This is a genomic window from Pelagibacterium xiamenense (assembly GCF_021166475.1).
In the GTDB taxonomy this organism is placed as follows: domain Bacteria; phylum Pseudomonadota; class Alphaproteobacteria; order Rhizobiales; family Devosiaceae; genus Pelagibacterium; species Pelagibacterium xiamenense.
Genome location: NZ_JAJOYS010000004.1, coordinates 184,524 through 205,155, shown reverse-complemented (window position 1 = coordinate 205,155; position 20,632 = coordinate 184,524). Strand labels below are relative to the sequence as shown.

General features: G+C 64.5%; 17 protein-coding genes. 8 read left to right on the top strand and 9 right to left on the bottom strand.

The genetic code is table 11. From position 1 onward, the window contains the following. Window positions 1-77: 77 nt before the first annotated feature. The 5 genes from LSG43_RS16155 to LSG43_RS16135 form a co-directional block, all read right to left on the bottom strand. Window positions 78-1,052: an ABC transporter permease gene (locus tag LSG43_RS16155; protein ID WP_231806121.1), complete on the bottom strand. Its 975-nt coding sequence runs from the start codon at window positions 1,050-1,052 to the stop codon at window positions 78-80. After that, complete coding sequence (locus LSG43_RS16150; protein WP_231806119.1) at window positions 1,049-2,584, bottom strand: sugar ABC transporter ATP-binding protein; 1,536 nt, start codon at window positions 2,582-2,584, stop codon at window positions 1,049-1,051. The genes LSG43_RS16155 and LSG43_RS16150 overlap by 4 nt, the downstream gene beginning before the upstream one ends. Window positions 2,585-2,651: 67 nt before the next feature. Then, complete coding sequence (locus LSG43_RS16145) at window positions 2,652-3,644, bottom strand: sugar ABC transporter substrate-binding protein (RefSeq protein WP_231806117.1); 993 nt, start codon at window positions 3,642-3,644, stop codon at window positions 2,652-2,654. Window positions 3,645-3,673: 29 nt separating this feature from the next. Further along, on the bottom strand, window positions 3,674-4,258 hold the full coding sequence (locus tag LSG43_RS16140) for a hypothetical protein (RefSeq protein WP_231806115.1): 585 nt from the start codon (window positions 4,256-4,258) through the stop codon (window positions 3,674-3,676). Next, window positions 4,255-5,499, bottom strand: a complete 1,245-nt coding sequence (locus tag LSG43_RS16135; RefSeq protein WP_231806113.1) for a metal-dependent hydrolase family protein — start codon at window positions 5,497-5,499, stop codon at window positions 4,255-4,257. Before LSG43_RS16135 ends, LSG43_RS16140 begins: the two co-directional genes overlap by 4 nt. Before the next feature lie 319 nt (window positions 5,500-5,818). Between LSG43_RS16135 and LSG43_RS16130 the strand changes: the two genes are divergently transcribed. Both LSG43_RS16130 and LSG43_RS16125 read left to right on the top strand, forming a co-directional pair. Next, window positions 5,819-6,535, top strand: a complete 717-nt coding sequence (locus LSG43_RS16130) for a GntR family transcriptional regulator (RefSeq protein WP_231806111.1) — start codon at window positions 5,819-5,821, stop codon at window positions 6,533-6,535. A 183-nt stretch (window positions 6,536-6,718) separates the two neighbouring features. Beyond that, on the top strand, window positions 6,719-7,651 hold the full coding sequence (locus LSG43_RS16125) for a dihydrodipicolinate synthase family protein (protein ID WP_231806109.1): 933 nt from the start codon (window positions 6,719-6,721) through the stop codon (window positions 7,649-7,651). Between the two features lie 98 nt (window positions 7,652-7,749). Here LSG43_RS16125 and LSG43_RS16120 read toward each other — a convergent pair whose 3' ends face one another. Both LSG43_RS16120 and LSG43_RS16115 read right to left on the bottom strand, forming a co-directional pair. Next, window positions 7,750-8,850 (bottom strand): M24 family metallopeptidase, encoded by a 1,101-nt coding sequence (locus LSG43_RS16120; RefSeq protein WP_231806107.1) that lies wholly within the window; start codon window positions 8,848-8,850, stop codon window positions 7,750-7,752. A gap of 14 nt (window positions 8,851-8,864) precedes the next feature. Continuing rightward, a complete protein-coding gene (locus LSG43_RS16115; RefSeq protein ID WP_439652052.1) occupies window positions 8,865-9,557 on the bottom strand; it encodes a GntR family transcriptional regulator in 693 nt (230 codons plus the stop codon). Window positions 9,558-9,862: 305 nt separating this feature from the next. On the opposite strand from LSG43_RS16115, the gene LSG43_RS16110 reads away from it, so the two are divergent. Genes LSG43_RS16110 through LSG43_RS16100 form a run of 3 tightly spaced genes read left to right on the top strand, consistent with a single transcriptional unit; the run spans window position 9,863 to window position 14,173 of the window. Further along, window positions 9,863-11,893, top strand: coding sequence for a hydantoinase/oxoprolinase family protein (locus tag LSG43_RS16110; RefSeq protein WP_231806103.1), 2,031 nt, complete (start codon window positions 9,863-9,865; stop codon window positions 11,891-11,893). A gap of 4 nt (window positions 11,894-11,897) precedes the next feature. Then, window positions 11,898-13,607 (top strand): hydantoinase B/oxoprolinase family protein, encoded by a 1,710-nt coding sequence (locus LSG43_RS16105; RefSeq protein WP_231806101.1) that lies wholly within the window; start codon window positions 11,898-11,900, stop codon window positions 13,605-13,607. Between the two features lie 59 nt (window positions 13,608-13,666). Further along, window positions 13,667-14,173 (top strand): GAF domain-containing protein, encoded by a 507-nt coding sequence (locus LSG43_RS16100; RefSeq protein ID WP_231806099.1) that lies wholly within the window; start codon window positions 13,667-13,669, stop codon window positions 14,171-14,173. 34 nt (window positions 14,174-14,207) lie between these two features. Here LSG43_RS16100 and LSG43_RS16095 read toward each other — a convergent pair whose 3' ends face one another. Further along, on the bottom strand, window positions 14,208-15,242 hold the full coding sequence (locus tag LSG43_RS16095; RefSeq protein WP_231806097.1) for an aldo/keto reductase: 1,035 nt from the start codon (window positions 15,240-15,242) through the stop codon (window positions 14,208-14,210). Between the two features lie 125 nt (window positions 15,243-15,367). On the opposite strand from LSG43_RS16095, the gene LSG43_RS16090 reads away from it, so the two are divergent. Beyond that, window positions 15,368-16,264 (top strand): LysR family transcriptional regulator, encoded by an 897-nt coding sequence (locus LSG43_RS16090; RefSeq protein WP_231806095.1) that lies wholly within the window; start codon window positions 15,368-15,370, stop codon window positions 16,262-16,264. A gap of 48 nt (window positions 16,265-16,312) precedes the next feature. On the opposite strand, the gene LSG43_RS16085 is transcribed toward LSG43_RS16090, so the two are convergent. Further along, window positions 16,313-17,377, bottom strand: a complete 1,065-nt coding sequence (locus LSG43_RS16085) for an FAD-dependent oxidoreductase (RefSeq protein WP_231806093.1) — start codon at window positions 17,375-17,377, stop codon at window positions 16,313-16,315. 109 nt (window positions 17,378-17,486) lie between these two features. Between LSG43_RS16085 and LSG43_RS16080 the strand changes: the two genes are divergently transcribed. Both LSG43_RS16080 and LSG43_RS16075 read left to right on the top strand, forming a co-directional pair. Further along, window positions 17,487-18,098, top strand: a complete 612-nt coding sequence (locus LSG43_RS16080) for a TetR/AcrR family transcriptional regulator (RefSeq protein ID WP_231806091.1) — start codon at window positions 17,487-17,489, stop codon at window positions 18,096-18,098. A 64-nt stretch (window positions 18,099-18,162) separates the two neighbouring features. Beyond that, window positions 18,163-20,622: a beta-glucosidase gene (locus tag LSG43_RS16075; RefSeq protein WP_231806089.1), complete on the top strand. Its 2,460-nt coding sequence runs from the start codon at window positions 18,163-18,165 to the stop codon at window positions 20,620-20,622. Window positions 20,623-20,632 lie beyond the last annotated feature (10 nt).

Sequence of the window (20,632 nt, the reverse complement as noted above, 5' to 3'; positions counted from 1 at the left end):
GGGCGACTGGCGTCAATCCGCCGGTCGCCGGATAAAAAGTGTTCGACGTGCCCGGGTTTCGGGCCTTGGTTGCGGCCTCAGCGTCTTCGTGCGGAGGCGGCCAGAGCCACGGCGATGACGATGATCACGCCGGTTGTGAGATCCTTGAAGAACGGGTTCACGTTCAGGATGTTGAAGCCGTTTCCGATCAGGGCGATCAGAAGGACGCCCGAGACCGAGCGCCACACGGCTCCCGAGCCGCCCATAATCGAGGTGCCACCGAGGATCACCGCGGCAATGGCTTCGAGCTCCATGCCGACGCCGGCCTGGGGTTCGGCCATGGAGATGCGCGACACGCTGATCACGCCCGCCAGCCCGGCGGCGCCTCCTGACAGGCAGAAGGTCATGATCTTGACCAGTTTGGTGCGAATGCCCGAGAGGATCGCAGCTTCTTCGTTGCCGCCCACCGCAAAGACCTTGCGGCCGAAGGTCGTCTGGTTGAGCAGGAACGTCATCAGCGCCATGAAGAGAAGCAGGACGATCACCGCAACGTTGACAATTCCGATGCGCTCGCGGCCCAGCCAGGAGAACTCGGCAATACGGACGGGAATGAGCGAGCCTCCGGTAATCAGGATCGCGACGCCCCGGTAGACGAGACTCGTCGCCAGGGTGACGAGAAACGAGTGAACGCCAAACCCGGTGATGATCAGTCCGTTTATCCCGCCCAGCATTATGCCGATGACCGGTCCGGCAAGAATGGCGAGATAGGGGTCGACATTGACCGCCAGCCAGCCCGCCGCGACCGAGGCGACGCCGAATATGGCGCCGGTGGAGAGATCGAACCCGCCCCCGATGATCACCAGCGTCAGCGCGCAGGCGATGATGGCGAGGGGGGCGCTCTGGTTGAGGATATTGAGCAGGTTGCGCGCGGTGAAGAAGTTCTCGGACGCAAAACTCAGCCCGATCAGAAGCGCGCCAATGATGACGAGCACGCCGTACTGGCGGGCGAAGTTGCCGATGGAAATCCAGTCGATGCGGAACACTGGCTTGTCTGAGGTATTTGTTGCGCTCATGCGGTGACCCCTTCGTGTGGGTGTGCGTCCTGGCCCTGTTCGCGAAAGATGCGGTTCAGCGCGTCCTGCACGGTAAGCTCGCGGCAATTGACCTCTTCGAAGATACGGCCTTCGCTCATGAGGTATCCGCGGTGGGAGAGGTTGATGACTTCTTCGATTTCCGAGGAAATAAGCAGTATGCCGACGCCGGCTGCCGCCATCTCCACGATGAATTCATGGATGCGCTGACGCGCGCCGATGTCGACGCCCCGGCTGGGCTCGTCGAGGATCAGCAATCGGGGCTTGTCGACAGCCCATTTGGACAAAAGCACTTTTTGCTGATTGCCGCCCGAATAGAAGGCGACTTCGCCGTCGACCCTGGCCGGAACGATGCCGAAGTGCCTGATCATGGCGCTGACGCGGTCGCGCTCGGTCCGGGCGTTGAGAACGCCCAGGCGGCTGATCCGGTCGAGCGATGCGAGGCTTACGTTGGGGCGGGTGGTCTGGGTCAGAACCAGACCCTCCTTGCGCCGGTCTTCGGGAACAAGCGCGATGCCGCTTTTTACCGCCTCATGGATGGCGAGGTTGTTCCGGGGAACGCCATCGATGGTGTAGTTGCCCCGCAGGATGCGATCGGCTCCAAACAGGGCCCGGCCGACTTCGGTTCGCCCGGAACCGACAAGGCCGATGAGCCCCACGATTTCGCCGGGGCGGATCGAAACGTTGATATCGCGCAGTCCGGCCGTCGTCGCAACGTCGTGCATTTGCGCGATGGGCGTGACATCGTGCGCGGGCGGCGCGGGAAGGTCCGGCCAGATGATCTCGGAAGCCTGTCCCAGCATCGAATCGACCAGGGACTGCTTGGTCTCGCCTTCGACAGGGGCGGTGCGGATCACCGCCCCGTCGCGCATGATCGTCACGCGGTCGCAATTGGCGAGGATGTGGTCGAGGAAGTGGCTCACATAAATGACCGTGGTGCCGCGCGATTTGAGCCGCGCGATCAAGGCATGGAGGCGATCGGCTTCGTCCTCGGTCAGCGACGAGGTCGGCTCGTCCATGATGATGACGCTGGCGTCGCGCGCCACGGCGCGCATGATTTCGACCTTCTGGCGTTCGGCAATGCGCAGGGAGGCGACTTTCGCGTGCGGGTCGAGGCCGAATTCGCAGGTTTCCTCGAGCGTCCGGAACCGGCCGAGGTCGCCCCCGACCAGCACTCCGCCGCGATTGGTTTCCTGGCCGAGGAACACGTTCTGGAGCACTGTCAGTTCCGGAACGAGCTGCAGCTCCTGGTGGATCATCGCGATGCCGCGCTGGAGCGCGTCGCGCGGCGAAAAACGGGTGACCGCCTCGCCGTCGATTTCCACCGTGCCCTCGTCGGCAGAATAATATCCGCCGATGATCTTGCCGACGCTGGATTTACCCGCGCCGTTCTCGCCGACCAGCGCGTGCACCGCGCCCTTGATGAAATCGATGGTGATGTCGTTCAGGATGCGGGTGCCGCCGAAGCTTTTGGCGACGCCCCGTACGCGAACGGCGATTTCGGGTTCGGTCATGGCCATCCTTTCGGTTCGGAAAGCGCGCCGGCACCCCGGGGGGCGCCGGCGCGCGCTCAATGTTGGATCAACCCTGCCATTCGGCTTCGAATTCGGGGTTTTCCTCGAGCCATTCCTGGGTCACGACGGCCGGGGAATCGCCGAGCTTGGATTCGTCGATCCAGGTTTCCACCTCTTCGCCCTTGATCGCGGCCACCATCGAATGCAGCGCAGCCTCGCCCATCGAGCGCGGGAACTGGGCCAGCGATGCATCCCACATGCCCGAGCGGATCGCGTCGACGGCGATCTGGTTCAGACCGGCGCCGATCAGGTAGATGCTCTCAAGATCGAGCCCGGCATCCTGAATGGCGATTTCGGCGCCCATCAGGTGCTGGTCGGCGTTGGAGAGCACCACATCGACATCCCGGTTGGACTGCAGAATGTCCTGCATCGCGGTCATCGAGGTTTCCGGGCTGTAGTTGCCTTCGCCCGTTGCCACGATTTCAATGTTGTCGTGTTCGCCGAGCACGCTCTGGAAGGTCTCGTAGCGCAGGTTGTCGAACGGGAAGACCAGCTGGCCGATCAGCACGACGACTTTACAGGGATCCTTGTCCTCGCAATAGGCCACGACTTCCTCGGCCTGGCGCCGGGCGCCGATGGAGGGGTCGGACGCGACCGTGGTGACGAGGCCTTCAACCTGCGGCTCCATGTTGGTGAGATCGGGGCCGATCGGGAACAGGGTCGCGGCGACCTTGACGCCCGCGGCGGCGGCGTCTTCGAGCGCCGTTGCGATGCCGACGGTGTCGTTCGGCGTCACGATCATGCCGTCGAAGCGCTGCGCGGCGACGAGATCTTCGACCTGGCTGAACTGCACCGGCGCGGAAAACTCGCCGTCGAAGATTTCAACCGATACGTTGTCGTACTGTTCGGCGGCGCGCTGGATGCCGTCGAAGATGGCCTGGTTAAACCCGTTCTGGCTCGAGGATGCCAGATAGGCGATGGAGATCGAATCGTCCTGTGCCATGGCGGCAAACGGGCTCATAGCCGTCGCGGCAAGGGCGAGTTTTGCAATGGTCTTCATAGTCTAGACTCCCTTTGGACATATGAAATTCAGGTCAGTGGACGCGCGCCTAGTTGGTCGTGCGCGCCTTCGATGACCGCCCCGCTCGCGTGAGGGCGGCCAAGGAAATCGGCAGTCTCGGGATCGCCGGACATGAGCAGCAGAAAGCACAGCGTTGCCAGCGGCTGCCACGCCATGGCGCGTGCGACACGCTCGGGCGTGTAATGCCCGGTCTTCTCGAGAAGGTTGATGGTTCCGATGACTTTGCCATCGGCGATTGCCGGCAGGTTCAGGTTTGAGCCATAGCCGAGCGCCTCTATGTGTTCCCAGTCGAAGAACACTTCGGCGATCTGTTCGATACGGGTCGTGGAAAACGGCTGGGCCGCTTCGATCACCGTTTCGTAGTACCGGTTGCGGTCGAGCCGCTTGAAATTGCCGATCTGGTAGGCCTGGTCGTTGTCGGTGAACACGCGACGGCTGCGCATGGCCTCGAGATCGTAGATGGAGGCGGTCATCAGCCCGCAACCCACGTCGCGAATGAGGCCCTCGCGCACATAGGCAAAGAGCGGAACGGCGGAGTTGGGCCGTGCGAGCGCCTTGGCGACCTGGGCCATATCGTAGGGCTGCGCCGTCATGCGCTTTTGCCTCCGGCGTGGTCGGTCTCGCGGGCGATGCGGCCCCCCTTGATGACGCGGGTCAGGTGCTTTTCGGGTTTTCCAAGTATCGTGACGTCGGCAAACGGGTCGCCGTCGACGACGATCATATCGGCGCGCGCGCCCTCCGCGATGACGCCGATTTTGCCCTCAAGACCGCAGAGCCGCGCGCCCACTATCGTAGCGCTCTCGATGATCTGGGCGGGCGTGAGCACTTTTGCGAGCAGGTCGAATTCCATGCCGCCATATTTTCGCAACTCGCCCAGAAGGTCGGTGCCGAATGCCATGGGAAGGCCGGCATCGCGCATGATGGCGAGGCTTTCAAGGCCACGGTCGCGCACCACGTCGATCTTTGCCTGTTCCGATGCGCCCAGCCCCAGCGCGGCGCCTTCAAGCTTGAGACCCTCGTAGGCGACGAGCGTCGGGACGGCGATGCAGCCCGCATCCGCCGCCCGGCGGGCCGTCTCGGGCGTTATCAGGTTGCAGTGTTCGAGCGAATGGACCCCGAGCTCGACGCAGCGGCGGATGGCGGCATCGTGATAAACATGGGCCGAGACGTAGGTGTTGGCGTTGCGCGCTTCCTCGACCATCGCGCGGATCTCATCGTCGGAATACTGGATCGAGTCGATGGGGTCGTTGGGGGAGGACACGCCGCCATTGGCCATGACCTTGATGAAACGGGCGCCTTCCTTGAGCATCTTGCGGCAGGTCGCGCGCACGTTGTCGACGCCGTCCACGAGGACGCCCATATTGCCCAGCCGCCAGCCGAGTGCATCGGGGCGCACGTCGGTGCGCTCGCGCAAATCGGTGTGCCCACCGGTCATGGACAGGCCCTTGCCACAGATGACGAGGTCGGGTCCGTCGATATAGCCGTCCTCAACCGCGCGCACGAGGCCCAGGTCGGCCCCGCCAAGATCACGTACTGTCGTGAAGCCGCGGTCGAGCAGTTCCTCCATTACCGCGGCGGCCCGAAAGGCGGCGAGGGAATCGGGCGCGATGGCATTGGCCCAAAGGTTCAGCGAGTGTGCGACGACGTGGAAGTGACTGTCGATCAGGCCCGGCATAAGCGTCTGACCGGCAAGATCGATCACGCGCGCATCTGCGGGGACCGGTCGGCCCACTCCGACGATCCTGCCGCCGTCGACGGTCACCGCGGTCGGCTCGGTGAGGGTCTCCGCTTCAAGATCGGGCAGACGTGCATTTGTAAAGGCTATCAGGGTCATATCGTCCTTATCGGGCTATGCGGCGCGCTGCGCCGGCAGGGCGATGCGCAATCGCCAGCAACTTGACTGAGGGCGCGATGAAAAAGGGCGCACCGGGCTTGCCGTGCTGGCCGTCACGCACCATGGCCTGCGCGAGGGGCGCGCCGAATCTCTTTGTCCCAACGGTTCCGATGTGCATGCCGACCCCCTCTTGCTGGCGCCACGTCACTTGGATACCAACGTGCGTCCACGTTGTCGACAAAAAAAATACAAAGTGAACTTCAGTTGTTTCGCGCGCAGATTGGGGTAGGTTGAGGCAACAAAACTTGAAGAGGTTCGCATGACGAAGGGTTCGGTGTCGGCCGATGGTGGAGACAAGCGCAAACGCGGCTCCGGCGTAACGACTGTCTATGAGACGTTGCGGCGCGAGATCATCGATCTGACATTGCCGCCCGGGAGCCCCCTCGATGAAGCGCAATTGTCCGAACGGTTCGAGATGTCGCGGACGCCGATCCGCGAGGCGCTTGTGCGTCTTGCGGCCGATAATCTGATCACGACGCTTACGAACAGGGCCACGATCGTCGCGCCGATCGACTTTCTGCACCTGTCGGATTTCTTCGATGCGCTGACGCTCATGTATCGCGTTACGACGCGCGAGGCGGCGGTCAACCGCACCGCTGCCGACCTCGAGAGGATACGGGAATTCCAGAGCGCATTCGCAGCCAGCGTCGAGGCGCGCGATCCGCTCTTGATGATCGCGACCAACCGCGATTTCCACGTCGCCATCGCCGAGGCGGGAGGGAACCGATACTACATCGATCTTTTTTCGCGTCTGCTGGACGAAGGCCGGCGGATCCTGCGGCTCTACTACTCCTCCTTCAATGACGAACTGCCCCGACGGTACGTCACCGAGCACGAAGACATGATCGATGCCATCGCGGCCGGGGACGTCGTGCGCGCCGACGCGTTGGCGATTGCCCATGCGGACCAGATCGTTCAACAGATCCAGTCCTACATCGCAGCGGACTGGCGTACGACCAGGAGCATCGCGCTTTAAGCGGCCCCCGATCCGGCCGTTCGACCCAGGGGAAGCGCCGCCGGCATCGGCCGGTCGCCGGGGCCGATATGCGACTTGTGTATATTGATTGTCGACAACGGGTCGACAAATCTGTATCCAGCCGCTATCCAATACCTGTTTTGGCGCGGCGGTACGTGCGCCGTGATGCGAGAAGGACCCACCATGACAACGAACATTTTCAGCGGCTGCATTCCCGCTCTGATGACTCCCTGCACGCCGGACCGGACGCCCGACTATGCGGCGCTGGCGCGCAAGGGCAGGGAACTGATCGACGCGGGCATGTCCGCGGTCGTCTATTGCGGGTCGATGGGCGACTGGCCTCTGCTTACCGACGAAGAACGCATGGAAGGGGTGCGCGTCCTGGTTGAAGCCGGCGTCCCCACCATTGTCGGCACGGGTGCGATCAACACGAAATCGGCCGTGGCCCATGCTGCTCACGCGGTCGAAGTCGGGGCGCAGGGCCTCATGGTCATTCCGCGCGTGCTTTCGCGCGGAACCTCGCCGGTGGCGCAGAAGGCGCATTTCTCGGCGATCCTGGAGGCATCGGGGGGATTGCCCGCGGTGATCTACAACAGCCCCTACTATGGCTTTGCCACGCGCGCCGATCTCTTTTTCGCACTGCGCGAGACCTACCCCAACCTCGTCGGGTTCAAGGAATTCGGCGGCGCGCGGGACATGAGCTATGCGGCCGAACATATCACCTCGCACAGCGATGAGTTGACGCTCATGGTCGGCGTCGACACCAACGTCTTCCACGGCTTCGTCAATTGTGGAGCGGGCGGGGCCATTACCGGTATCGGCAATGCGCTGCCCAAAGAAGTCCTGCACCTTGTTGCCCTCTCCCAGAAGGCCGCCGCCGGCGATGTTGACGCGCGGGCCAAGGCCCGTGAGCTGGAGGATGCGCTGATGGTGCTCTCGACCTTCGACGAGGGGGCCGACCTGGTGCTGTTCTACAAGTACCTGCTGGTGCTCAACGGCGAAGAGGAATACCGCCTGCATTTCAACGAAAGCGACGCGCTGACCGACGCCCAGCGCCACTTCGTCGAAAAGCAGTATGCGCAGTTCAAGGCCTGGTACGCCGCCTGGGCCGCTTAGTTCGACAAGACCGTGTCCGGTCGACAAGGGCCCCGGGCTCCCCGTCGACCGGGCGATTGCTTCGCCCGGCGTAATTGCGAGAATGCCGGGCCCGTGTTTCATCCGCCGATCACCTGAATGCCGCGCGGCAGGGTTGTGAGCGAGCGGGCACCGGTCCGGGTGACCAGAACGTCGTCCTCGATCCGCACGCCGATCACCTCCGGATCGTAAAGTCCCGGCTCGATCGTGATGACCATGCCTGCTTCCAGCGTATCGTGATTGCCCACCATGAGCTGCGGCGCCTCGTGGATATCGAGGCCCAGCCCGTGGCCGACCTTGTGCCGGATGTTTTCGGCAAATCCCGCATCGCGAAGGACCGACTGCACGGCATGGTCGAGATCGTGGATCGCGACACCGGGAGCGACCATTTCGCGTCCGACGCGGTTGGCTTGCTCGACGGTTTCATAAAGCCGGCGGTGCGCTTCGGGCACCGTTTCGCAGAAAAAGGTGCGAGTTATATCGGCGCTGTATCCGTTCACCTTGGCGCCGAAATCGAAAAGCAGCGCGTCGCCGGGCTTCAGGATGCGCGTTGAGGACGGCACGCCGTGACAGTCCGCTGCGGCCCCGCCGGCCAGAACGATCAGATCGAACCCGGCCCCGTCCGCTCCGCGCTCGAGCATTTCGATTTGCAATTTGGCCCGGATCTCGGTCTCGCTCATTCCCGCGCGCACGGTATCGAGCGTCGCGGTCAGCGCGGCCTCGCTGATATCGACGGCGTGCTGAATGGCCTCGATTTCACCAGGTTCCTTAAGGAGCCGAAGCGGAGCGAGGATCGCGGTGCCGTCGGTGACGGCGGTTCCGAAGGCGGCGCTGAGCGCCGCGGCTTCGAATTGGCGCATGCGATTGCCTTCGACGGCCAGGTTGGTGATCCCGACCTGCCGTGCGAGCTCGGCGAGGGCGTCGGCGTAGCCGTCCGAATCCTGCCAGTAGATCGTTTGGGCCGCCGGCATCTCGGCCGCCCAGCGGTCGCGTTCCAGGGCCGGTATCACAGCATGAATGTCGCCTCCGGCGGTCACAAGAAGGATCGTCGGACGCTCCATCAACGCCAGGTCGACGCCGGTCAGGTAGAAAAAGTTCGGGCCCGGTACGAAGGCGATGGCCGGGCAGTCGTTGGCGTTGAGCAGGGTGGTGAGCTTGGCGATCCGATTGGCGTAATCCATGCGCGGGGCAACTTTCATTTGCGGGGTGAAGGGGGGTGGGAGAGCGGCGAGGTGGCCAGGTCCACCTCATCGGCGATGGACGGGTCCAGCGAGGATTTGATGACCCCGAGGATGGCGGCGAGCATCTCGCCCGCTATCCGGTTGCACGCGGAAGCGTCGTTCGCTTCGATCGCCGCGATCATCTCCCGATGGCTTTCGCCCTGCGCTGCGAGGTCGGCAGGGGCAGCGTAAGGGAAGTAGTGAAGGAGCAGCGTGCGCCGCCCCGCATCGAGGCATTGCGGGTAATACCGTCCGAGGAAGAAATTCCGTGCGACCTCGCCATATCCGCGCTGGAGGTGCAAAAGCGCCCGGGCAACGCCGAGCAAGTCGGTTGTGCCGATCGACGCCTCGAAGGCGGTCAGGCGCTCATTGAGCTCGGAGATGTCCTGTGACGTTCGCCGGTGCGCCGCGTCGACACACACCGCGCGGGTCAGGATCAGCCAGGTGTCGAGCAGATCGTTCAGACGGTGCATCGTCAGCGGTGCGACGATCGAGGACCGGTTGGGCAGAACGCGCACCAGACCCTCGCCCGAGAGCATGAACAGCGCCTCGCGGACCGGGGTCCGCGAGAGGTTGAACTCCTTGGCGATTCCCACCTCGTCCAGTCCCGTACCGGGCTCGCGCTGGAGCGTCAGAATCTCCTCGCGCAGCGTGTGGTAGACGGTGATCGCCCCGCGCTCGCGCCGTACCGGCGCTTCTTTCGCCGCGTTGCCAGTCCTGGACATGAATGACCCTCCTCATTGCCATGCCAACGGTATCCGCTTGTCTGAGTGTTAGCATAAAGTTTGCATTATTGTCTTGCATAAAGTGTGCATGCAACTTAGCCTTCCTGTGAAGCGATGCGGCAACGCCTCGGGAAACCGGGGATTGGCAACGTGCACGGGGGGCATTTCCAATCACGCGCACGCATACGCAACCAGATGAATGATCCCGGCGAACCGGGGCATTTCGTAACCAAAGGAGAGGCAGCTAGATGTCTTCAACCGGATACCGGGTCTCGGCCGATATTGGCGGAACCTTTACCGATGTCGTTTTTCAGAACAGCGAGACGGGCGCCGTGCGTGCCCTCAAGGTGCTCTCGACGCCGAGCAACCCTGCGCTCGCCGTTCTGGAGGGCGTAAAAAAGGGGCTGGGCGCGAACGAGCACATCGACTTTTTCGTCCATGGCACCACTGTCGGGCTCAACTCGGTCCTCACGCGCGCGGGGGCAAAGGTTGCCCTGGTGACGACAGAGAAGTTCCGCGACGTCTATACCATCCAGGGGAACGACCGGGGCGAGATCTTCTCGATCCGCTGGCGCAAGCCCGAACCGCTCGTTGCCGTTGAAGACACCTTCACGGTGCGCGAGAGGATCGCCGCCGACGGCACGATCGAAACGCCGATCGTCCTCAGTCAGCTCGACGCCGTGGTCGAGGCTGTTGCCCGAAAAGGATATGATGCGATTGCCATCTGCTTCCTCTTCGGCTTCCGCAATCCGGAGCATGAGCTTGCCGCCGAGGCGTATCTGCGCGAACGCCTCCCAGATATCGATATCGCCCTCTCGCACCGGGTTTCGCCCGAGTGGCGGGAGTTCGACCGGATATCCACCACCGCAATGGATGCTTTTACGGCGCCCGTCGTCCGCCGCTACCTCACGACGTTGGTCGAGCAGATGCGCGATACGCTGCCCGATGGCGGACGTGTGCATGTCATGGAGTCGAACGGTGGCGCGATGACCGCCGATGCGGCAGCGGGCAGCCCGCTGCAGACGCTTTTGTCCGGTCCTGTCGGGGGCACGATCGGCGGGCGGTCACTGGCTGAACAGACCGGACGGCGGAACCTCATCTGCGTCGATATGGGCGGCACCTCGTTCGATGCGAGCCTGATCGTCGACGGACTGCCCTCGATCTCCAATGAGACGACGCTGGAGGGATTGCCGGTCCAGATGTCGGTCGTGGATATCCACGTCATCGGCGCGGGCGGCGGCTCGATCGCGTGGGAGGAGGCGAACGCGCTGCGTGTCGGTCCGCAATCCGCCGGCTCGGTGCCGGGGCCGGCCTGCTACGGCCGGGGCGGAACCGAACCGACGGTGTCCGACGCCAATCTTGTGCTCAAGCGCCTGGACAGCTCCAACTTTTCCGGCGGCGAGATGACGCTCGACGACGATGCCGCCATGGCCGCGGTCAAGTCGCTGGGGGACAGGTTCGGGATCGAACCTGCCGCCTTCGCGCAAGGGATCATCGATATCATCAACGCCAAGATGGCCGATGCGATCCGTACCATCACGGTGCAGCGCGGCATCGACCCGCGGGACTTCGCATTGCTGGCCTATGGCGGGGCGGGACCGAGCCAGGCCGCCGCGCTGGCCGAACAGCTCGACATCAGCGAAGTGATCATACCGGTTCATCCCGGCGCCTTCTCGGCCTTCGGGATGCTGCAGACCGACATGCGCCATGACTTCAAGATGACCTGGTACGGGGAGTGGGCCGCCGCCTCGCCCGATGCGCTGACGCAGGCCTTCGAGGGACTTGAGGCGCAGGGCCGGGAACACCTCAAGCACGAGGGCATGTCGGAGGGCGACATCAGCTTCGAACGCGCTGTCGACCTGCGGTACGAGGGTCAGGAATACGTCCTGACAATTCCCGCGGGCACGGGCACCGTCGACCTTCAGGCGGTAAGAGACCGGTTCGATGCGGCCTATCAGGCTCAATACGGCCATTCGAGCCGTACAGCGGGCGTCGAGGTAGCGAACCTGCGCGTCGCCGCGCTCGGCCGGCTGAAGCGGCCGGGCCTTCCCAGTCCGAAGGATCGCGAAGATCGCGAACGCCATGAGCGCATGGTGTATTTCGATGGAACGGAACGCGTCACCGCCGTCGTCCGCCGCGAGGCCTATGCGCTTGGCGACATCATAGAGGGTCCCGCGATTATCGAGGAGGAGACGACCACAACGCTCGTTCCTCCCGGCTGGCGCGTCGAGGTTATCACCGGCGGCCACCTTTCCATGACCAAGATCGAGACGGAGTGATCCCATGAGCACGGTAAAAAGCGATCCGATCACGACCGAGGTTGTGCGCAACTTCGTGATTTCCTGCGCGCAGGACATGAACGCGGCGCTCTGGCGCTCGGCATATTCCCCGGTCATTTACGAAGGCCGGGACAGCGCCGTGGCCATTCTCGATGCCGAGGGCAACATGCTTGGCCAGTCCACGGGCGTTCCGCTCTTTGTCGGCGCCATCGATGCCTGCGTGCATCTGGTGCTGGATAAATATGGCGACGATATCGGACCCGGCGATATCTTCCTCATGAATGACAGCTACCTTCAGGGTACGCACCTGAACGACTTCACCGCCGTCGGGCCCCTGTTTCATGAGGGCGTGCTTGTCGGTTTCGGCGCGGCGCGGGCGCACTGGTCGGATGTCGGGGCGATGGACCCGGGTATGCCGATGGGGTCGAGCTCGATCTTCCAGGAAGGCTGGCGGCTCGGTCCGACCCGCGTGGTCAAGGGTGGAGAGGAACTTGCCGACTGGATCGATCTGATTCAGCGCAACACGCGCATGAGGGCCGCCATTCTCGGCGATTTCCGCGCCCAGATCAGTGCAATCCGAACCGGTGAACGCCGGCTCGGTCAGCTGCTGGACCGGATCGGACGGGAAACCTACCGCGCGAGCTGTCTCAACATTTTCGAGCAATCCCGCGCGCTCGACCGGGCGGCGATCGCAGCGCTCAACGATGGGACATGGTCGCGTCACGGCTATCTGGACAATGACGGTCAGTCCGATGAGCCGGTCAAGGTCTGCCTGACCCTGACGATCAGCGGCGAAACCATGACCATCGACCTCGAGGGGTCCTCGCCGCCTGTCGCCGGTTCGATCAATTGCGGCGCGGTGCAGACCCAGTCGCTCCTGCGGCTCGCCTACAAAACGATGATCAGCCCGGACCGCGCGATCACCGGGGGCTCGTTCTCGACAATGAGTGTCAAGATCCCGGACGATTGCATGTTCAATGCAAGCGAGCCCTACGCCTGCGCGTGGTATTTCACCGGGCTGGGGCTGTTGGCCGATCTGATGATCGCCTGCCTGTCCGAGGCCATGCCCGAACGGGCGACCGCCGCGCATTACGGCGACTCGATGGTCGCCTCCTTTTTCGGGGTGGACCCGCGCAAGAAGCAGTGGCTTTCGGTCGAAGCGACCGCAGGGGGCTGGGGCGGCTCGAACGGGGCCGATGGCGAAAGCGCGCTCATCAATCTGGTCAATGGCGGGTTCCGCAATCTGCCCGCCGAGGTTTACGAAACCAAGTTCCCGGTCCGGATCGAGGAATTTTCCATACGCCCCGACAGTGGCGGCGCGGGCCGCTGGCGCGGCGGCAACGGCGTGATCCGCAGCTATCGGATCATGGACGATGCCGGCGGCGCGCTCTGGTTCGAGCGCTCCAAGACGCCTGCCTGGGGCCTTCAGGGCGGCAAGGATGCGCGCGGTCCCGAAAACACCCTGATCCTTCCGGACGGCACCGAGGAAAACCCGCTCAAGATGAGGGCCCGCGTGCTGCCCAAAGGGACGCTGGTCATCACCCGGACAGGCGGGGGCGGCGGCTTCGGCGATCCTCTTGCGCGGCCGTTCGAGGACATCCAGCGCGATCTGGATCGGGGCTATCTCTCGCCGGAGGCTGCTGCGGCGGATTACGGCGTCGTCGTGAAAGACGGCCGCATCGACGAGGCCGCCAGCGTGGCGCGCGCTTCTTGATCAAAACCTTGCGGGGCAGGGCCACCTGCCCCGCTCCCTTACGACAAACGGGAGGGCGCATGCCCAACGCACACTCGCGGTCTGCGTTCGACGCGCGATTTGCCGATATTCTTGCCGACGCGAACAGTACGCCCTTGGCGCTTCTGGAGGCTGTCGCGGACCAGTTGCGAGACGAATGCGGGCTCAAGCTCGTGACCGTCACGCAACGCGACACGACCGACGGCTCGTTCCTGCGGCTTTATTCCTCGATGCCCGATGCGTACGCCACCTCGGGGCGCAAGCCGCCCAATGAAACGCCGTGGAGCGCGCAGGTCATCGATCGCAAGCAGACCTTTCTTGCCAACGATTACGCCAGCCTGGCCGCGGTCATGGCCGATCATGAGCAGATACGGGCGCTTGGCTGCGAATCGATCGTGAACATCCCCCTGGTTCTGCGCAACGCTGTGATCGGAACGCTGAACTGTCTTGCCGGGCCGGGTCACTTTGACAGCGACATCATCCGCGCCTGCGAAGCGATGCGCCTGCCGGTGGCAACGGCGCTGCTCCTTTACATGCTGGACGCCTGACTGACCTCGTCGCGGCGGTGGCGGGCGGTAAATACTACGCCACCGGGGGATTGAGCCGGGCAAAGCCCTCCTGACGCCGGTAAGGAAAGTGCGGATAGGGTGCGGTGACGGTGCTGGCTGCGTCCAGGCGCTCGATCTGTTCTTGCGTCAGGCACCAGCCGATGGCGCCGAGGTTCTGGCGGAGTTGGGTTTCGTCGCGGGCACCGATGATGACCGAGGAGACGGTCGGGCGGGCCAAGAGCCAGTTGAGCGCGATCTGGGGAATGGTCTTTCCGGTTTCCCCGGCGATGGCGTCGAGGACGTCGACGATGCGGAAGAGGTGTTCGTCCTCGACCGGCGGGCCGAATTCGGCGGTGGCGTGCAGGCGGCTCTTTTCGGGCATCGGAGCGCCGCGGCGGATCTTGCCGGTCAGGCGGCCCCAGCCGAGCGGGCTCCAGACCAGCGCGCCGAGGCCCTGGTCGATGCCCAGCGGCATCAGATCCCATTCGTAGTCGCGGCCGAGAAGGGAATAATAGACCTGGTTGGCGACATAGCGCGGCCACCCGTGGCGGTCGGCGGTCGCGAGGGATTTCATGATCTGCCAGCCTGAGAAGTTCGAAACGCCCACATAGCGGATCTTGCCAGCGCGAACGAGCATGTCGAGGGTCGAGAGCACTTCTTCCAGCGGCGTCGCGGCGTCGAAGGCATGGAGCTGGAGGATGTCGATATGATCTGTGCCGAGGCGTTTGAGAGCAGCCTCGACCGATTGGACGAGCCGGTGGCGGGAGGTGCCGGCGTCGTTGGGGCCATCGCCCATGGGCAGTCCGGTCTTGGTGGAGATCAGAAGATCGTTGCGGCGGCCCTTTATGGCGGCGCCCAGAACCTCTTCGGAGGCGCCGTCGGAATAGACGTCTGCGGTGTCGAACAGGGTGACGCCGGCTTCAAGGCAGATGTCGACGAGGCGCGTGGCTTCGGCGATGTCGGTTGTGCCCCAGTTGGAAAAGAGCGGGCCTGAACCGCCGAAGGTGCCGGCGCCGAAGCTGAGGGCGGGAACCTTGAGCCCGGAGGCGCCGAGGGTGCGGTATTCCATAAGACTGTCCTTCAAAAACGCGAGGGTCGCGCCGGGAACGGCGCGGCGTGCGGATGAAGGTAGTGTCGGGTCCGGCTATGATATAGAGTGCCTATTATAACAACAGCTATGAGATCAATTCAAAGATGGGCCGTATCGACGTCAATCGTGCCGGGGAGATGGAGGTCTTCGTGCGCGCCGTGGAGACGGGCGGATTTTCAGCGGCCGCGCGGGCGTGCCGGATGACGCCCTCGGCGGTGAGCAAGCTCGTTGGACGCCTCGAGGCCCGGCTTGGAACGCGGCTCTTCAACCGCTCGACGCGGGGATTGCAACTTACCCCCGAGGGGTGCGGGTTTTACGAGCGCGCGCAGCGTATCCTCGCCGATATCGAGGAGGCCGAATGCAATGCGCGCGCGGGCGAACAGGCGATCGGGCGGGTGCGGATCAGCACGAGCGCGTCCTACGGCCATCACGTGCTCGCGGCCATCCTGCCGCGGTTTCTAGAGCGCCACCCGCAGGTGAGCCTCGACATCGTCCAGACCGATGCGGTGGTCGACCTGGTGTCCGAGCGCACCGATGTGGCGGTGCGCGCGGGACCGCTCAAGAGTTCGACGCTCATCGCGCGCAAGCTGGGGGAAACGCCGCTGATGGTCGTCGGCGCTCCGAGCTATCTCGCGCGGTACGGGTCGCCCGCGACGCCGGATGCACTCGAGGGGCATATCCGGCTGGGCTTCGACTATGTCCGCGCGATCGAAGGGTGGCGGTTCGGGACCGGCGACGCGGTCGCGGCGGGCGCGCGCGTGCAGGCGAGCGACGGCGAAGCGCTACGGCACCTGGCGCTTGGAGGCGTGGGGCTGGCGCGGCTCGCGGGGTTCGCCGTGCGGGATGACATTGCAGCGGGGCGGCTCGTTCCGGTGCTCGAGGCGGCGTCGGCCGGGCAGAGCGAGGCGTTCCACGCGGTCTATCTGGGGCAGGGCGGCCCGCTGCCGGCACGGGTGCGCGCGCTGCTCGATTTTCTGGCCGAGCATGGGCGGGTCTGGTGAGGGCACCCGCATCGCTCGGTTGGCAGCGCGGCGCGCGCTGGCAGGGCGTCAACTCAACAGCATGCGGCGGACCATCTTGCGGTTGAGCGCTGGCAGGGCGTTGACGATGCGCAGCGCGGCCAGCGTCAGGGCGCGCCTCGGGCGGTTCGGGGTGAGGACCGCCTTGCGCGCGGATTCGCTGAAACCGATGATTGTGCGCCCGGCTGCGTGGCGCGCGGCGCTATAGCCCTCAAGATCGTCTTGCACCAGGCGCCGGGCCCATTCGGAGGCGTCGGAGATGCCCAGATTCATGCCGCGACCGCCGACGGGTGAGTGGGTGTGCGCAGCATCGCCCGCGAGGAAAACGCGGCCGATTTGATAGTGTTCGAGCTGGCGTATGCCGATCCTGAACTGTCCGGTTCGGTGCGTGCGCGTCACGTTGACAGGATCGGGCAGCACGGCAAGCGCATCGGGGGCGTTGGCGACGAGGCGGTAGCGGTGGGCTTCCATGGGGATGACGAAAACCGCTTCGCCCGAGGCGCGCAGATGGACGCTGAAGGCACCCGTGCCGGGCCAGCCCTCGACCTCGATATCGGCGATGGACCAGGTTTCGGGCAGATCGAAGCCGTCGAACGGCAAGCCGAGACAATCGCGCACCGTACTGCGTACGCCATCGGCGCCGAGCACGAAATCATAGGTCTGGCTCTGGCCGTCGATCGTTGCGCGCACGTTCGCTTCACCCGGGTGGAGCGCCTCGAGCGCTGCCCCGTAGCGCACGGTGACACCGCGTTCGGCCAGCGCGTCGCGCAGGATGGCTTCCGTGCGGTCCTGCGGGAGACTGAGCAGGCGCACGCGCGGATCGGGGTCGGCGTTCATGCGCAGGGAAACGAACTTCTTGCGCTCAAAGAAGATCCCGACTTCAGAAACCTCGAGCGCGGCCTTGCGGATCGCCGCGTCGACCCCGGATGCGGCGAAGATCTCCATGCTCGAGGGCATGATGCCGACCGCGCGCGAGAGCGGTGAAGGTGCGTCGTGCCGCTCGATGATGTCGGCGGCAATGCCGTAACGGGCCAATTCGAGCGCCGCGGTCAATCCGGTCGGCCCCGCGCCCACGATCAGAATTCTGGATGTCATGGCTTGGCTTTTCCTTGTTCGGGGACCCGAAGGCCTGATATGGTACTGATGGGTACCAATTCAGACGAACAAGTGGTACTTATCGGTACCAATGTCAAGCGGAGTTCACGTGGCGGCTCGCAAAAACAAGACACAAAGACAGGCCGAAATTCTCGACGCGGCAGCCGCGTTGTTTCTGGCGCACGGGTTCGAGGCGACGACGCTTTCGGCGATCATTGCGCGGACCGGGGGGTCGCGGCGCGATATCTACGCGCTTTTCGGGGACAAGGACGCGCTGTTCGTTGCCGCCATGCGGCGCCTGTTCGAAACGGCGCTGGCGCCGCTGGGATCGATCGCTGAGAAAGACGGGCCGCCCGAAGCCGTCCTTGCCGCGCTTGGCCGGCAGTTTCTGACGCTCATCACGGCGCCCGACATGCTGGCGAGCTACAGGCTGATCCTGGCCGAAATTCACCGATTTCCAGAACTGGGGCAGGCGTTTTACGAAGCCGGGCCAAGCCGCGCCTATCCGGCGGTCGCAGCCTATCTCAAACGCGCGACATCACGCGGGGCGCTCGCGGTGGAGGATCCGGACCGTGCCGCCATCGTCTTTCTGGAAATGGTCAAGGGCGATCTCCAGCATCGCGTGATGTTCGTTCCCGGGAGCCGGCTCGACGCCGGCGCCATCGAGACGCAGGTCGCCGCGGCGGTGAGCATATTTCTCGACGGCACACGCATGCGGTAGCGGGCCGGGTGGGGGACCTGTTATAGCTCACCGTAACGAGAATTATGTTGCGGAGGAGCCCACCATGCGACCCACAGAGATCGAAGCGCTGATCGATGAGATGACGCTGGAGGAGCAGGTGAGCCTGCTGTCGGGGGAGGATTTCTGGTCGGTGGCGGCGGTCGAGCGGGTGGGGGTCGGCAAGCTGCGGGTGACCGACGGGCCCAATGGCGCGCGCGGGGGCGGGTCTTTGATCGGGGGCGTGAAGTCGGCGAGCTTTCCGGTGGGGATCGCGCTGGGTGCGAGCTGGAACACCGACCTTGTCGAGCAGATCGGGGCGGCGCTCGCCGATGAGGTGAAATCCAAGGGTGCGCATATGCTCCTGGCGCCGACGGTCAACATCCACCGCTCGGTGACCAACGGGCGCAATTTCGAGTGCTATTCGGAAGACCCGCTCCTCGCCGCGGAATTGGCGGTGGCCTATATCAAGGGCCTGCAGGAAAAGGGCGTCGGGGCGACGATCAAGCATTTTGCCGGCAATGAATCGGAGATCGAGCGGACGACGATCTCCTCGGTCATCGACGAGCGCAGCCTGCGCGAGGTTTATCTCGTGCCCTTCGAATGGGCGGTCAAGAAGGCCGGTACCTGGGGGGTGATGACGGCCTATAACAAACTCAACGGCACCTTCGCATCCGAGCATCCCTGGCTTCTCGAAGAGGTTTTGCGCAAGCAGTGGGGCTTTTCGGGGATCGTGATGTCGGACTGGTTCGGCTCGCATTCGACGGCGGAGACGGTCAATGCCGGGCTCGATCTCGAAATGCCCGGGCCGACGCGCGACCGGGGCGAGAAGCTCATTGCCGCTGTCGAGGCCGGAACGGTGTCGCGCGAGACGATCCGGGACCGCGTGCGCGCGATGCTCACGGTGATGGACCGCACCGGCGCGATCGCGGATTTCGCGCCGCACGCGGAAAAGGCCGAGGACCGGCCCGAGCACCGGGCGCTCATCCGCCGGGCGGGCGCCGAGGCGGCGGTGCTTTTGAAAAATGTCGGCGTGCTGCCGCTGTTCGGCAAAAACCGGATCGCCGTGATCGGTCCCAATGCCAAAACCGCGCAGATCATGGGCGGCGGCAGCGCGCAGCTCAACCCGCACTATGCGGTGAGCCCGTGGGAGGGGCTGGTGGCGGCTGCGGGCGAGGGGCGGCTCTCCTACGCGCAAGGGTGCACCAACCACCGGTTCGAGCCGACGGCCAAAGGTGACTACAGCGTCCAGTATTTTGCCAACCGTACGCTTTCGGGGGACCCGGTCTTTAGCGAAACACTCGATGAGGCGCAGGCGTTCTGGATCGGACGGATCGCCGAGGGCAAGGTCGACCCGCTCAGCTTTTCGGCGCGGATTTCGGGATCGTTCACGCCGGAGGTTTCCGGGACGTACCGGGTCGGGGTCTATAGCGCCGGGTTCGCCAAGGTTTATGTCGACGGCGTGCTCGTCGCGGATGCGTGGAGCGATTGGGAGAAGGGCCGCACCTATTTCGAGGAAGGGTGCGACGAGGTCGTCGGGGAGGCGAAGCTCGAAGCGGGCCGGGCCCATGAGGTCGTGGTCGAATATGCGACCAAGGATTATGCCAGCCTGGGGATTGCCGCGTTCCACCTGGGGATCGGGCTGCCGCTCGGGCCCGAGGCCATCGCGGAGGCTGCCGGTGTGGCGGCCGATGCCGATGTCGCGCTGGTCTTCATCGGCCGCAACGGGCAATGGGACACCGAGGGCTCGGACCTCGACGCCATCGCGCTGCCGGGGGCGCAGAACGACCTCGTCGCCGCGGTGGCCGCGGCCAATCGCAAAACCGTCGTGGTTCTGCAGACCGGCGGGCCGGTGGAAATGCCGTGGATCGGCGAGGTGGCGGCGGTTCTCCAAGCCTGGTATCCGGGACAGGAAGCGGGCAACGCGATTGCCGACGTGCTTTTCGGGCATGCGGACCCTGGCGGGCGGCTGCCGCAGAGTTTCCCGGTCACATGGAGCGACAATCCCGCGCACAGCCAGGACCCGATGGTCTATCCCGGGCAGGACGGGGAAGTGCACTACCGCGAGGGGGTGTTTGTCGGCTACAGGCACTACGACAAGCACGGGATCGCGCCGCTGTTTCCGTTCGGGTTCGGGCTCAGCTACACGGATTTTTCGCTCTCCGACTTCGTCGTCGAGGATGGGCGGTTCGAGGCCGAGGGCGTTGTCGAGGTCTCGGTGCGGGTGACCAATACAGGGCACCGGGCCGGGTCGTGCGTCGTGCAGCTTTACGTGCACGACCATGAGGCCGCGCTGCCGCGGCCCGAGAAGGAACTGAAGGCGTTCGGCAAGACGACACTGGGGCCGGGGGCGAGCGAGGTCATGGCGCTGCGGCTCGACGCGCGGGCGTTTGCGTTTTTCGATCCCGAAGAGGGGTGCTGGACGGTCGAGCCGGGGGTCTTCAGCCTGAGGCTCGGGACGTCGTCGGAGGAGCTGCCGCTCGAGGCGAAGATCGAGCGGGCGACGGGGCTGACCTTGCCGGCCTAGGGGGGTGCCG